Source organism: Leucobacter sp. 7(1), assembly GCF_900163635.1.
GTDB lineage: Bacteria > Actinomycetota > Actinomycetes > Actinomycetales > Microbacteriaceae > Leucobacter.
Genome location: NZ_FUID01000090.1, coordinates 1 through 13,024 on the forward strand (window position 1 = coordinate 1; position 13,024 = coordinate 13,024).

Here is a 13,024-nt window from a genome sequence, read left to right on the forward strand (position 1 = left end):
TCGATTCGGGGATCCCGGTGTTTATTTGTGATCCCCACTCGCCCTGGCAGCGGGGATCGAACGAGAACCTCAACGGACTCATCCGTGATTTCTATCCCAAGGGCACGAACTTCAATAACGTGTCCGAGGACGAGCTCCAGCAGATGCAGGACTTGCTGAATGCTCGCCCGCGGAAGACGTTGGGGTTTAATACGCCGGCTGAGACACTAGACGAGTACCTCAGGGGTGTTGCACTCACCACCTGAGACCGCCGGGTCGGTGTAGATAAAACGCGTCGTGGTAGATGAGGGCGCACCTACGGGAACCCCGGCACCCGGGCGCGGTCGGCACCCGGGCCCAGCGGCAACCCGAGCTCGGCGGGCAACCCGGGCCGCGCCAGGGTGCGCTAGTAGCGCTCGCCGACGCGGACCGAGTAGCCGGCGTCGCGGAGCGCCTGCGCGACCGCCTCGCCGTGCTCGATGCCGCGGGTCTCCACGTGCAGTTCGAGCTCCACCTCACTCACGGGCAACTCGGTCGCGTGACGGGTGTGGATCACCTCGATGACGTTCGCGTTCTGCTCGGCGACAATGGTCGCCGTCCGGACAAGCTGACCCGGGACATCGGGGAGCAGGATCCGGAGCTTCGTGTAGCGCGCAGCGGCGGCAAGGCCGTGACCGATCACGCGCTGCAGCAGCAGCGGGTCGATGTTGCCACCCGACAGGATCGTCGCCGTGGGACCCGTGACCTTCAGTTGGCCCGTAAGCATCGCCGCGACACCGGCGGCACCCGCCGGCTCCACGACAAGCTTTGCTCGCTCAAGAAGCATCACGATGGCGCGCGCAATGTCGTCATCGCTGACAGTCACGACCTCGTCAACGTACTCCTGCACAAGGTCAAAGTTCAGCACGCCGGGACGCGCCACGGCGATCCCGTCAGCGATCGTCGACTTCGTCTGGATTGTGACGGGCTCCCCCGCGGCAAGCGAAGAGGGATAGGGGGCGGCATTTTCCGCTTGCACCCCGATCACGCGGATCTCGCGCCTCTGAGCTGCGGCCCACTGCTTCGCGGCCGAAGCGACACCGGCAATGAGGCCGCCGCCGCCGATCGGCACGATCAGGTTCTCGATGTCCGGCGCAATGTCGAGCATCTCCAGCGCAATCGTGCCCTGGCCCTCGATCACGGCAGCGTCGTCGAACGGCGGGATGAACAGTGCCCCGGTTTCCGCAACAAACGCCTGCGCGGCCCGGTTCGTCTCGTCGAAGGTAGCCCCCACGAGTTGCACGTCGGCCCCGTAGTTCCGGGTCGCCTGCAGCTTGGGCAGGGCAACACCGAGCGGCATGAAGATTGTGGCGGCAATGCCGAGCTCCCGGGCAGCGAAGGCGACACCCTGGGCGTGATTCCCGGCGGAGGCCGCGACGACCCCCCGTGCGCGTTCTTCGGCAGAGAGCTGCGAGAGCCTGTTGTACGCTCCGCGGAGCTTATACGCCCCGGTGCGCTGCAGATTCTCACACTTGAGATACACCTTCGGGACGTCAAGGATCTCTGCGAGGAAACGGGAGGATTCGAGCGGCGTCCGTCGCGTGACCTGGTGCACAATCCCGAGCGCACGTCCGAACTCTTCGAGAGTGGGGGCGGTCGTGGTGTGAGTCATGAGAGTCCTTTCTTGCGGGTCAGTTTGGCGACGTGTCGGGCCCGATGTTTCGCTTCGGCCGCGGTGCTATTGCGTCTGTGGTAGTCGGCTACCGGGTCGATCCCGGGTTCCCACTGCCGTTTCACGAGCGTGTTCACGATCGAGTTCGCGGCCGCCGCCAGCGGCACCGCGAATAGCGCCCCGGGAATTCCCGCGAGCAGCGCACCTGTGGAAACCGCGAGAACCACGCCCAGCGGGTGAACCTTGACGGCGTTGCCCATGACAAGTGGCTGCAGCACGTGGCCCTCGATCTGGTTCACGAGGATCACGACGCCGAGCATCAGCAGTGCGTTGATCGGGCCGTTGTACACAAGTGCGATGAACGCGGCGAGCAGGCCCGTCGTGATCGCACCGAGGAATGGGATGAAGGATCCGAGGAACACGAGCACCGCGATCGGGATGGGCAACGGTACCCCGAGCAGGGCCGCACCGGCACCAATTCCGACTGCGTCCACGAAGGCGACGAAGATCTGCACACGCACGTACTGCCCCACGGATACCCAGCCGGCGTGGCCGGCGGCATCGAACGGGGCGTGAGCCCGGGCGGGCAGGAAGCCGAGCACCCAGTACCAGATGCGTTTCCCGTCGATGAGCATGAAAATCAGCGAGAAGATCGTCAGCAGGAGGCCGGTAACGAACTGCCCCGCCGAGGTGGCAACGCCGAGCGCGCCATTCCAGATCGCGCCCTGGTTCTCTTCAACCGCTTTCATCAACTGGGAGAAGAAGCCCGCGATCTGGTCGGCGCTGATACCGAGTTTGTTGTCCTCGATCCAGTGCAGCATTTCCCACCAGACCTCTTCCGAGCGGGTGGAAAGGTCTTGCAATCCGTGTTTGAGCTGGCTGACGATCAAGCTGATCAGGATCCACACGGCCCCAACGAACAGCACAAGCGCAGTGAGCACCCCCATCCATCGGGGGGCACCGCGCCGCACAAACCACTCGACGACGGGGGCGAGCAGTGCGGTCAGCAGGATCGCGACGAGGAGCGGGATCACGATGATCCGCACCTGCACGATCAGCCACAGGAAACCCGCAAACGCGAGCCCGATGATGATCAGGCGCCAGGACCACGCGGCCGCGACCCGGAATCCGAGCGGCAGCTCACTGGCAGCGCTGCCGCCTTTGCTTGCCCCGTTCGGGGTCGTATGCTCGTCCACGGCACAATCCTAGCGAGGCGCACATGCGCGAGCCGTGAACCGAGCATCGGAGTGCGAGCGCGCCCCGGCCGCGGGATGCCTCATCAGAGCAACCGCCGCATGCCTCCGCGCGCCAGCCCGGCCTTGTTCCGGGTGAAGGGCGGCATGATCGTCGCGGCGAGTGTCTCGGGAGAGAGCGGCTTGGACAGCACCGCCTTTTCATGGCTGAAGGTCAGGAACGATCGTTCTCCGTGGTAGGCCCCCGTGCCACTTTCTCCGACCCCACCAAACGGAAGCTCGTGCGCCACAAGGTGCAGCACGGGGATCCCGAAGTTGAGGGCGCCCGAGCTTGTCTCTGACTCCCAGCGGTCGCGCACCTCCCTCGTCGAGCTAAAGACATACGCTGCCAGCGGCTTGTCGCGCGCGGTCACGAAGGCAAGCGCAGCGTCGAGATCCGGGACCCCGACCAGGGGCAGGATCGGCCCGAAAATTTCCTCCTGCATCACCCCGCTCTCGGGCGACACATTCCCCAGGACTGTCGGCGCGATCCACCGCGAAGTCGCATCGTACTCGCCTCCGGCCAGCACCTCACCGTCGCCGAGGTAACCGATCAGCCGCGCGAACTGCGCGTCCGTAATAATGCGCCCGTAGTCGGGGTTCGCTGCGCTCGCGGAACCGTACAGCTCGTGGATCGCGTCCCGCAGCGCGGGCGCGAGGCGGGTGAGGACGGCTGGGGTTCCGAGCACATAGTCCGGGGCGACGCAGGTTTGCCCGGCGTTCATGAATTTGCCCCACACGATCCGGCGGGCAGTCTCCGCGATCGGTACCGAATCATCCACGTAGACGGGTGACTTCCCGCCGAGTTCGAGTGTGATCGGGGTGAGGTGCTCGGCAGCGGCGCGGGCCACGATCCGCCCCACACGGCCATTGCCTGTGTAGAAAATGTGGTCGAAGCGCTCCGCGAGCAGCGCGGTGGTCTCGGGAACCGCGCCTGTCACAACAGCGACGGCGCGCTGATCGAGGGCGTCCGGGACCAGGCGAGCAATCAATTCCGCGGTTGCGGGTGCGAGCTCACTCGGTTTCACCACGACCGCGTTGCCCGCGGCAAGGGCACCGATGACCGGGGAGAGCGCGAGCATCAGCGGATAATTCCAGGGCGCAATCACGAGCGCGACCCCGAGCGGCTCCGGGACAATGCGCGCACTCGCGGGGAGCACGGCGAGCGGCACCCCCACACGGCGGGGGCGCATCCAGCGGCTCAGCCGTCCGAGGGCATGGTCGATCTCGGCGATGAGAAACCCAATCTCGGTGAGCTGCGCTTCCACACCGGACTTTCCAAGGTCCTGGTGCAGAGCGGCCTCGAACTCCGGCCCCCGCTCGATCAGGAGGGTGCGAATCCGCTGCAGTTGATCCCGTCGCCAGGCCTCAGGCCGGGTGATCCCGCTGGTGAAGGTGTGGCGCAGCCCGGCGACGATTCCGGGAATCCGATCGACTGAGGTGTACTCCATGCGGCCCACCTTACTCCCGGAGCCGCAGCACGGGATCAGGGAAAAGCCCGCGGACACACAACGGGCGCGGGATCACACCGTGAGGAGTGGATCCCGCGCCCGTTGTGAGCGGCTGATTTACCAGAAGTGCAGGGCCGGGATAATCAGGAAGATCCCGACCAGCGCCGCGAGTGCGGAAAGTGCGAAGCAAATCCGCGCGGCCCAGGTCGCCCAGACCGGGCGCTCGAGGTCGACGTCGTCGTCCTCATCGTCCCGGGACGGCCCGTTGGGCTCGTAGGTCCCGTCTGGGCGCGGAGCGGGTGGCGGCGGAGTCGCGAGGAAACGAATTCCGAGCGAGTAGAGGGCGACGACAAACACCGCGGAGACGAGCGCCGCCACGAACACGATGAGGAAGGACATCCAGTCGATCATCGGGGATCTCCCGTCTTGGGCGTATCGGTATTCTCGGCGCGATCAGCCTTCGCAGCCCGCTCCACCTTCTCGGATTCCTGCTCCGAGCGCTCGGCCGCGCGGGCTGCTTTCTCAGCCTCGCGCGCTGCGACGTCGTCGCGCACCGCGGACTGCGCCACCGGGGTGAGCTGCGGCATCGTGCCCGTCTTGGTGCGGACAGGCTTGACCTTGCCCTTGCGGATACGCACGGCGTAACCGGACTCGGCAACGTCAGGCACCGGAATGGCGTTAGAGTGGTCAACTTTGTTGCGGCTCGAGCGCCAGAAGATGAAGAGGATAAAGCCGAGCCCGAGGACGGCATCAATGATGATGCCAATCATGCCCAGATGAGCGATCAGAGCGGCGATGGCACCGACTGCGCCGGCAGCGGGAAGCGTGAACAGCCACCCGGAGGCGATCCGGCCCACTGTACGCCAGCGGACAGTTGACCCCTTGCGGCCGAGGCCCGAGCCGATGACCGAGCCGGAGGCCACCTGGGTTGTCGAGAGCGCAAAACCGAGGTGGCTCGATGCGAGGATCGTTGCCGCGGTGCTCGCCTCGGCGGCAAAGCCCTGTGCGGGTTTGACCTGGGTCAGGCCAGCACCGAGGGTGCGGATGATCCGCCAGCCGCCCGAGTAGGTGCCGAGCGCGATAGCGAGTGCACAGGTCACGATGACCCAGAGGTGGGGACCGGTATCCGGATCCTGCATGTTCGCGGCGACGAGCGTCAGCGTAATCACGCCCATCGTCTTCTGCGCGTCGTTGGTTCCGTGCGCCAGCGCGATCAGCGATGAGGAAGCGATCTGGGCGTAGCGGAACCGCCCGCGCCCGTCCTTCTTCCCGTCGTGACGCTTGGTGATCGCGTACGCCACCTTGGTGGCGGTGAACGCCACGAGGCCGGCGGTCAGCGGGGCCGCGAGTGCGGGAATGATGATCTTGGAGAGGAACACGCCACCGTTGATGGCGGAGAATCCCGCACCCACGATTGCGGCACCGATCAGGCCACCGAAGAGGGCGTGCGAGGAGCTCGACGGCAGGCCGTAGAGCCAGGTCAGCAGGTTCCACACGATCGCCCCGATGAGACCAGCGAAGATCATCGCGGGGCTGATCAGCACGCCGCCGTCTCCCTCATTGATCAGGCCGCCGGAAATCGTCTTGGCAACCTCGGTCGACAAAAACGCGCCGACGAGGTTGAGGATCGCGGCAAGCAGCACCGCGGTCTTCGGCTTCAGGGCACCCGTGGCAATGGGCGTGGCCATCGCGTTCGCAGTGTCGTGAAAGCCGTTGGTGAAGTCAAAGAAAAGGGCCAGTACGATGACCAGCAGCACGACGAGTGTGAGTTCCACCGGCGTCTTTCGTTCGGGAGCAGGGGCCGTGGATCACTCGCGATGTCACCAGAACTTCACCGAACGTTCAGCTGGGAGGAGTTGACATGCGAGCGCCACACTCATGGTTCCACCTTGGCGGGGTCAGGTCAAGCTCAGGTACCCCCGTTTACCTCCCGTTCACTCGGGTGTGTGCGACCCCAGCTCCGTGCCTCACGTCGGCGCTAGACTGACGTCCAGATCACACCATCGAAGGAGCATCCGTGAGCACCGTGCAGCTGACCGACTTTGTACCCGAGACCGGCACCATCACCATGTTCTCGACCGAGTGGTGTGGCTACTGCAAACGACTCAAGATGATGCTCGACAAGACGGGGATCGGCTACACCGAGATCGACATCGAGAACACTCCGGGCACGCCGGAGCTCGTTATGGAGGCAAACGGTGGCAACCAGACCGTGCCGACGGTGATCTTCCCCGACGGCACGACCGCCACAAACCCGTCGCTCAACGACGTCAAGGCCAAGCTCGGCCTCTAGCCGGCCGCTCCGCCTCGGTTATCCGAAGTTGCGGCGCACTTCCGCGTAGCGCGCCTCGGGGACCGTTTTGAGCGCACCCACCGCGGCGGCGAGCGGCACCATCTCGATCGTGTCACCGCGCAGACCCGCCATCGAGCCCCATTCGGCGCGCTCAACCGCGTCCGCTGCAGCAATGCCGGTTCGCGTCGCGAGCACCCTGTCGAACGCTGTCGGCGATCCGCCGCGCTGGACGTGCCCCAAGACGGTGGCACGGGTCTCCACACCGGTGCGCTCCTCGATGAGCGGCGCCAGCACCTCGGCCACCCCGCCTAATCGCGGCCGACCGAAACCGTCCCGGCCCTCACGCGTCACTTGATGCTCAGGAGCCCCGAGCTCAGCCCCCGCGAGCCGGAAGCCCTCAGCGACCACAACGAGTGATGAGCGTCCCCGGTCACGCACGCTCAGCACCCAGGCGGCGATCTGCTCGATCGTCTCCGGGAACTCGGGTACGAGCGTGACCTGCGCCCCGCCCGCCATTCCGGCGTGCAGCGCGATCCAGCCTGCGTCACGGCCCATCACCTCAAGCACCATGCATCGCCGATGCGACTCCCCCGTGGTGCGAAGCCTGTCGATTGCTTCCGCCGCGATCGAGACGGCAGTGTCGAAGCCAAACGTGTAGTCCGTACCGCCCAGGTCGTTGTCGATTGTTTTCGGGAGCCCGATCACTCGGATCCCGGCATCCGAGAGCATGCGAGCAACAGTCTGGGTCCCATTGCCACCGATGAGCAACAGCCCGTCAAGCCCGTAATCTGCGAGCCGATCCGCCACCGCCCGGAGCGCCTCCGGTGTGCCTAGGCCGCCCGGGAACGGCGGCACTCGGCTCGTACCAATGACAACTCCACCCCGTGGCGAGAGCCCGCGGACGGCGAGCCTGTCGAGCGGAATGTACTCCCCGTCGTGAAATCCACGCCAGCCGTCCATGAAGCCGACAATCTCGAAGCCGTGCACGTCGACGCCGCGCAACACCGCACCTCGAATGGCCGCATTCATTCCGGGGCTGTCGCCGCCCGAGCACAGCACTCCGATGCGCATCGCGCTCCTCACGATCAGCCTGGCGATCGCGGCGGATCGCCGCGACGCACTGCCGTCCATGCTAGCTGGCCCAGAGACGACAACGGGGTGGCTGCCCGAAGGCAACCACCCCGCGACAGGAACGCGTGCTACACGGTGCCAAGTGCGCGCTGCAGCACGCCCATGAGCGCGAGCAGCTGGACCGAATCCTCGTTCTCGTCCTTCGCTTCAGCCCCGTCGAGGGCGCGGGCGGCCAGGCCGGCCTTGCCATCGATCAGCTCAGCGATCTTCGCGTCGATCGTCTGCGCTGCGACAATGCGCCACGCGGTGACGGGCTCATCCTGGCCGATGCGGTGTACGCGGTCGATCGCCTGCGTCTGCTCGGCATCGGTCCAGCTGAGCTCTGCGAGCACCACGTTGGAGGAGGCCTGCAGGTTCACGCCGACGCCGGCGGCCGTCAGCGAGCACACCGCGACCGAAACCTCGGGGTCCTTGTTGAACGCGTCGATCTGTTCCTGCCGGAACGTCGCGCTCTGATCGCCGCGGATCGACACAGTCTTCAGGCCGGCCTCGGCAAGCTGCGCCTCGGCACGATCCATAACGTCGATGTGCTTGGCGAAGAACACAACCTTGCCCACGGAACGTGCGAGCTGGGCTGTGTAGTCCGCGGCAAGCGCCGCCTTGGCCTGGCCGATCTGACGCACCATCGTGAAGACGTTGAGCCCGTCCGCCGAAGCGTGGGACTCCTCGAGCTCTTGCGCGCACACCATGCGAATGATCGCCTCGTCACTGAGCTTCTCGCCCAGCTTCCCCTTCTTGACGGCGGTAAAGCGGTCCACAAGCTTGCGCGCCAGTTTCGCCTCAGCATCCCGGATGCCGCGACCGTACTCGTCGTCAAGCTCCACGGGCAGATCGACGATCCGCTTTGCGGGCAGATCGGCGGCGACATCGATCTTGCGACGGCGCACGATCCCCATCTCAACGACGCTCTGTCGCGCCTCGGGGTAGAACGCTGCGTCCGCGGGAGTCCAGCCGTTGTTCTCGAGCTTGGCCATGAGCTCCGGGCCGGGCTTTTCCGCATCGGTCCAGCCGAGGAAACGCCAAATCGCACGGAAATCATCGATGTCGTTGATGAGCGGCGTGCCGGTCAGGGCGATAAGCAGCGGGGAGGTGCCCGGGGTACGCTCGCGGATGCTTTCCGCGATCGCGAGCACATTGCGCGAGCGCTGCGACTGCACGTTCTTGATCATGTGCGCCTCATCGACGACCATGCCCTTGAACCCGAAGCGTGAGATCCAGCTCAGATGCCGATCCAGAATTTCGTAGTTCACCACAAACACATCGGCGAACGCGTCGATGTCGCGGCCATCACCATGAATCACGGTGACGCGGCGCTGCGGGGTCCACCGCTCCACTTCGCGAGCCCAGTTCATCTTCACGACGTTCGGGACCACAACGAGCAGTGGGTAGGCGTCGGCCACCGACGCCGCAATGACGGACTGTGCCGTCTTCCCCAGGCCCGGCTCATCAGCGAGGAGGAAGCTGCGGTGCCCGTCACGAACGCTCGCAAGGAATCGCGCTTGGTGGTCCATCAGCTCGCGCCCGGCGGGGGCAAGACGATCCGGCACCGGCGGCTCGGGAAGCGGCATGCACGCGGATCCGGCACCGCCCTGCTCGAACGATTTCAAGAGCGGGCCGAGCAGCTCCCAGTTCGCGAGACGCACCACCGGCGTGGGCTGCTGCGGCGGCGTGAGATTCGGCGCGAGGAAGGGGTTCGACAGCATCCGGGCATCGATGCCCGAGGGCTCGACCTGGCGCTCGGCAAGCTCCGGCGGCACGTAGGCCTTCACGGGCTCGGGTGCGGCCTTCTCCTCCTCGGGCAGCTCGAAGCCGGCCTGGGTGAGCATCTTGCGCTTCAGCTGACGCGTGGCCTCGCTGATCGTGGCGGTCGGTTCAAGCAGCGTGATCAGGCTCGTGTCGCGTGCCGCGGTCTTGGCGAGGATCGCCGCAACGCCGTCGAGCCGCTTCAGCGTCTCCGCGCGCTCCGAGTCGCTCACAGTCTCGTCAGTCTTAATCCGAGCGCGCTCCTCGCGCATCAGCAGCGCGATGACGTGGAACTTGGTGCGGTTCGCCGGGGTCGCCTTGCCGCGCTGTGCGGAGGCTTCAACCTCTCGAACGGCGCGCGCGAGCAGCGGAATGATGCCCTCGTTGTGAGTGTGCTTGCGGCGACTGTTCGACCGCGAGGACGCATTCGAGTTGCGCGAAGAAGAATTCTTCCCAGCGGACTGACGCGTGGCAGTGTTGGATGCCAATGGATCTCCTGATCAGCGTGGACGGTCTCGGATCTCGTACCGAGCCGGGGCCGGACACCAGTGAACGAGCCTGACCTCATGCGCGGCATGGGGCTCGCAGAACACTCGCGGATACGACCGTACTCCACATGGTACCACCCGTGACCGGGTCCCCGGCAGCCCCCCGGGCGGGTCGGGCGGGTCGGCGTCCTCAGCTCTCGAGCAGGCGACGCGTTTCCACGACGTCGGCGTGCATCTGCACGAGCAGGTCGTCGAGCGACTCGAACCGTACAGTGCCGCGCAAGCGGTGGGCGAACTGCACTTCGATCGGCTGCCCGTAGAGGTCTCCCTCGAAGTCGAGTACAAACGCCTCGACCCGAGACTGCTCATTAGGGGTGAAGGTCGGATTATTGCCGACGGAAATTGCCGCGATGCGGCGTTCACGCTCCGCACCGAGCAGCACCCACCCGGCGTACACGCCGTCGGCGGGCACAAGCCCCTCAACGGTGCCGCCAAGATTGGCGGTCGGGAAGCCAAGCTCGCGGCCGCGGGCGTCGCCGTGCACAACCTCTGCGCGCACAGCGGGCGGGCGGCCCAACATGCGGGACGCCGTTTCGACATCACCGGCAAGCACCGCGTCGCGAGTACGCGACGACGACATGGATCCCACAAGGGGGTCTTCGACCCAGGCGACGGACTCCGCGGTGAAGCCGTGGGTATCGCCGAGTTCCCGCAGCAGCGCACCGTCGCCGGCCCCGCGGTGGCCGAAACGAAAGTCTGAGCCCATGATGACGTGGCGAGCGTGAAGCTGGTCCACGAGCACCTCCGTCACAAATTCAGGTGCCGGAATGGCCGCAAAATCCGCGTCGAACTCGACCATGACGCACACGTCTACCCCGGCAGCTGCAAAAGCTTCGAGACGCTGAGCGCGGCTCATCAGCGGTTGCGGGCAGCGTTCCGGGTTGAGGAAGCTCAGCGGGTTGTTCGCGAAGGTGAACACCACCGCAAGCTGGCGGTCGGCGCGCGCATCCGCGACGAGGCGACGCAGGATGGACTGGTGCCCCAGGTGGAGACCGTCAAACTTGCCGATCGCCACACAGCTCCCGACCTCGAAGTCTGCGGGGACGATCTCGGCGAGGGTCTGAATGACCCGCATCAGGCTGTGGCCTCCGCGGCGACCGCCGAGCTCGTGGCACGTCCGGTGCGCCGCAACCAGATCAGGCCGAGCACGGGCAGCACGAGCGGAATGAAGCCGTAGCCGATCCCGAACGTCGACCACACCGACGGGTGCGCGAACAGCTCAGGGGAGACCAGGCTGAGGGTGCCCACGATCAGCACCCCGCTGAGCTCAAAAGCGAGCGCAATCCACGCGACCGCGCGCCATACCCGGCCCGAGGACGTGTGCGTGCCCTTGATGCCCATGATGAGCGCCACTGTGGCCACGATGTAGACGACGCCCGCCACCGCCGAGAGCGAGTACGCCAGCGGGGCTTCATCGAACTTCGAGATGATCTGATACACCGAGCGGAATGTAGCCGCGATGGCGAGCACGATGTAGACGGCGATGAGCACGCGCCCGAGCCCGCTCAGCCGCTCGCTGCGGGACTGGGGCACGCTGCCCGGGAGGGATGCTGCTGGATTCGACACGGCCCCCAGTGTACTCTCCCCGGCTCCGACCGCGCCTGTCGGCCGGGCCATCGTTACCCCACGGTCGCGAGGAAGACCTCACCCGAACCGGTGAGCCGGATCGGATCACCCGCCGAGACGTAGAGGGACTGGCCGCGTCGCGCGGTCGCGACCTCGGAGAACTCGGTCGCGAGCCGCTCAACGCGCACCCGGCCAGCGGTCACCACGAGCACGATCGGGTGCGCCGCCGCGACCTCAACCTCACCGGCAGCAACGTGATCCGGCACCCGGAGACCCGAGTCGTCGTCCGCCGGATCACACACATGGGCCCGGAGCAGCTGAAAGTCAGGGATGCCGGGCTGCCAGGCGATGAGTCCCGGCGCGAGCACCCGCTCGGGGAACCGCGGTTCGGCGATCTCGCCGGCGTCAAGGACCCGGCAGAGTTCGGCCACGTCGACGTGCTTCTCGGTGAGACCGGCCCGCAGCACATTGTCAGACGCGGCCATGACCTCGACCGCGATCCCGCCCAGATACGCGTGTAGCTGTCGCGCGGGCAGGAACAGGGCCTCGCCCGGGGCCAGCCGCACGTGGTGCAGCAACAGGGAGACGAGCACTCCGGGATCACCGGGGTGGGTATCGAGGAGACGCTGCAGTGCGGCGATCCGGTCCTGGTCCGCCTCGGCGGAGGTGGCGCGCTCCGCGATTGCCTCGGGCAGCGCGAGCAGCGCGGCCGCCGCTTCCGTGTTGGCGTCGAAAGCCCACGTGATGAAGTCGAGTCGCGCTGCCGCTGGATCGTGACTCCCGAGCCGAGCCGCGGCCGAGTCGAGCGCATCAGCACCCGCCGTGGCACCCCGAGTGCGGGCACACGCGGCCAAGAGGTGTAGTTCGCGCCGGGCGGCCGCCAGGGAGCGGAAGCCGCTGAGCGCGGTCACCTCACTCAAGGCGACGAGGAGTTCTGGCTTGTGCCGCGCGTCCCCATAGTTGCGTTCACGAGCATCGCGCGGGATCCCGGCGGCCTCCTCCGCGGCAAACCCCGCTGCGGCCTGCGCCTCGTCCGGGTGCACCTGCAAGGACAATGGTGCGCCAATTGCGAGCACCTTCAGCAGGAACGGGAGCGGGCCGCCATCGACGCCGTAGCGATCCGGGTCGCCCTGCACGAGGTCGATGAGCGTGTGTTCCACCGGCGTCGCCTTCGCAATGTGCGCTGGGCTACCGGGGTGCGTGCCCAGCCAGAGCTCGGCCTGCGGCTCCCCCGTGGGCGAGGTACCGAGCATTTCGGCGAGTGCGTCCGTCGAGCCCCACGCATACGCGCGCGGAGTGTTCTCGATGAAAATCAGCACAACGCTCCTCGGAGATTGGGGCGGAGGCTTCCGGGAACGCCCCAGCGAAACCTGGGCATACGGGGTCCCGTGCACGCCATGCTCTACCATACCGACTATGGCGGAAAGCAG

General features: G+C 66.4%; 12 protein-coding genes. 2 read left to right on the forward strand and 10 right to left on the reverse strand.

All coding sequences use genetic code 11. From position 1 onward, the window contains the following. On the forward strand, positions 1–245 hold a 245-nt coding region (locus tag FM113_RS16075; protein WP_254908868.1), incomplete at its 5' end, for an IS30 family transposase. Between the two features lie 140 nt (positions 246–385). Here FM113_RS16075 and ilvA read toward each other — a convergent pair. The 5 genes from ilvA to FM113_RS16100 all read right to left on the reverse strand — a co-directional run bounded on the left by ilvA (position 386) and on the right by FM113_RS16100 (position 6,088). Continuing rightward, the gene (gene ilvA / locus FM113_RS16080) at positions 386–1,630 is read right to left on the reverse strand and encodes a threonine ammonia-lyase (protein ID WP_087015849.1); all 1,245 of its coding nucleotides are present in this window, start codon (positions 1,628–1,630) and stop codon (positions 386–388) included. After that, on the reverse strand, positions 1,627–2,826 hold the full coding sequence (locus FM113_RS16085) for an AI-2E family transporter (RefSeq protein ID WP_087015850.1): 1,200 nt from the start codon (positions 2,824–2,826) through the stop codon (positions 1,627–1,629). The genes ilvA and FM113_RS16085 overlap by 4 nt, the downstream gene beginning before the upstream one ends. An 83-nt stretch (positions 2,827–2,909) precedes the next feature. Beyond that, positions 2,910–4,313, reverse strand: a complete 1,404-nt coding sequence (locus tag FM113_RS16090) for an aldehyde dehydrogenase family protein (RefSeq protein WP_087015851.1) — start codon at positions 4,311–4,313, stop codon at positions 2,910–2,912. A gap of 117 nt (positions 4,314–4,430) precedes the next feature. Beyond that, positions 4,431–4,724, reverse strand: coding sequence for a hypothetical protein (locus FM113_RS16095; RefSeq protein WP_087015852.1), 294 nt, complete (start codon positions 4,722–4,724; stop codon positions 4,431–4,433). After that, a complete protein-coding gene (locus tag FM113_RS16100; RefSeq protein WP_087015853.1) occupies positions 4,721–6,088 on the reverse strand; it encodes an inorganic phosphate transporter in 1,368 nt (455 codons plus the stop codon). Before FM113_RS16100 ends, FM113_RS16095 begins: the two co-directional genes overlap by 4 nt. A 293-nt stretch (positions 6,089–6,381) precedes the next feature. On the opposite strand from FM113_RS16100, the gene FM113_RS16105 reads away from it, so the two are divergent. Further along, positions 6,382–6,606, forward strand: coding sequence for a glutaredoxin domain-containing protein (locus FM113_RS16105; RefSeq protein ID WP_087015866.1), 225 nt, complete (start codon positions 6,382–6,384; stop codon positions 6,604–6,606). An 18-nt stretch (positions 6,607–6,624) separates the two neighbouring features. Here the strand turns inward: FM113_RS16105 and FM113_RS16110 are convergent, their stop codons facing one another. The 5 genes from FM113_RS16110 to manA form a co-directional block, all read right to left on the reverse strand. Beyond that, positions 6,625–7,677 (reverse strand): 6-phosphofructokinase, encoded by a 1,053-nt coding sequence (locus FM113_RS16110; RefSeq protein ID WP_087015854.1) that lies wholly within the window; start codon positions 7,675–7,677, stop codon positions 6,625–6,627. A 128-nt stretch (positions 7,678–7,805) separates the two neighbouring features. After that, a complete protein-coding gene (locus FM113_RS16115; protein ID WP_087015855.1) occupies positions 7,806–9,968 on the reverse strand; it encodes a DEAD/DEAH box helicase in 2,163 nt (720 codons plus the stop codon). Between the two features lie 190 nt (positions 9,969–10,158). Further along, a complete protein-coding gene (locus tag FM113_RS16120; RefSeq protein ID WP_087015856.1) occupies positions 10,159–11,103 on the reverse strand; it encodes a bifunctional riboflavin kinase/FAD synthetase in 945 nt (314 codons plus the stop codon). Beyond that, the gene (locus FM113_RS16125) at positions 11,103–11,561 is read right to left on the reverse strand and encodes a hypothetical protein (RefSeq protein ID WP_087015867.1); all 459 of its coding nucleotides are present in this window, start codon (positions 11,559–11,561) and stop codon (positions 11,103–11,105) included. Before FM113_RS16125 ends, FM113_RS16120 begins: the two co-directional genes overlap by 1 nt. 86 nt (positions 11,562–11,647) lie before the next feature. Next, positions 11,648–12,913: a mannose-6-phosphate isomerase, class I gene (manA, locus tag FM113_RS16130; RefSeq protein WP_176387269.1), complete on the reverse strand. Its 1,266-nt coding sequence runs from the start codon at positions 12,911–12,913 to the stop codon at positions 11,648–11,650. Positions 12,914–13,024: the final 111 nt, after the last annotated feature.

Bases quoted from the DNA above. Each gene is read 5' to 3' on its own strand.
- FM113_RS16120 (WP_087015856.1), bottom strand. From the start codon at position 11,103: ATGCGGGTCATTCAGACCCTCGCCGAGATCGTCCCCGCAGACTTCGAG.
- ilvA (WP_087015849.1), bottom strand. From the start codon at position 1,630: ATGACTCACACCACGACCGCCCCCACTCTCGAAGAGTTCGGACGTGCG.
- FM113_RS16095 (WP_087015852.1), bottom strand. From the start codon at position 4,724: ATGATCGACTGGATGTCCTTCCTCATCGTGTTCGTGGCGGCGCTCGTC.
- FM113_RS16110 (WP_087015854.1), bottom strand. From the start codon at position 7,677: ATGCGCATCGGAGTGCTGTGCTCGGGCGGCGACAGCCCCGGAATGAAT.
- FM113_RS16105 (WP_087015866.1), top strand. From the start codon at position 6,382: ATGTTCTCGACCGAGTGGTGTGGCTACTGCAAACGACTCAAGATGATG.
- FM113_RS16090 (WP_087015851.1), bottom strand. From the start codon at position 4,313: ATGGAGTACACCTCAGTCGATCGGATTCCCGGAATCGTCGCCGGGCTG.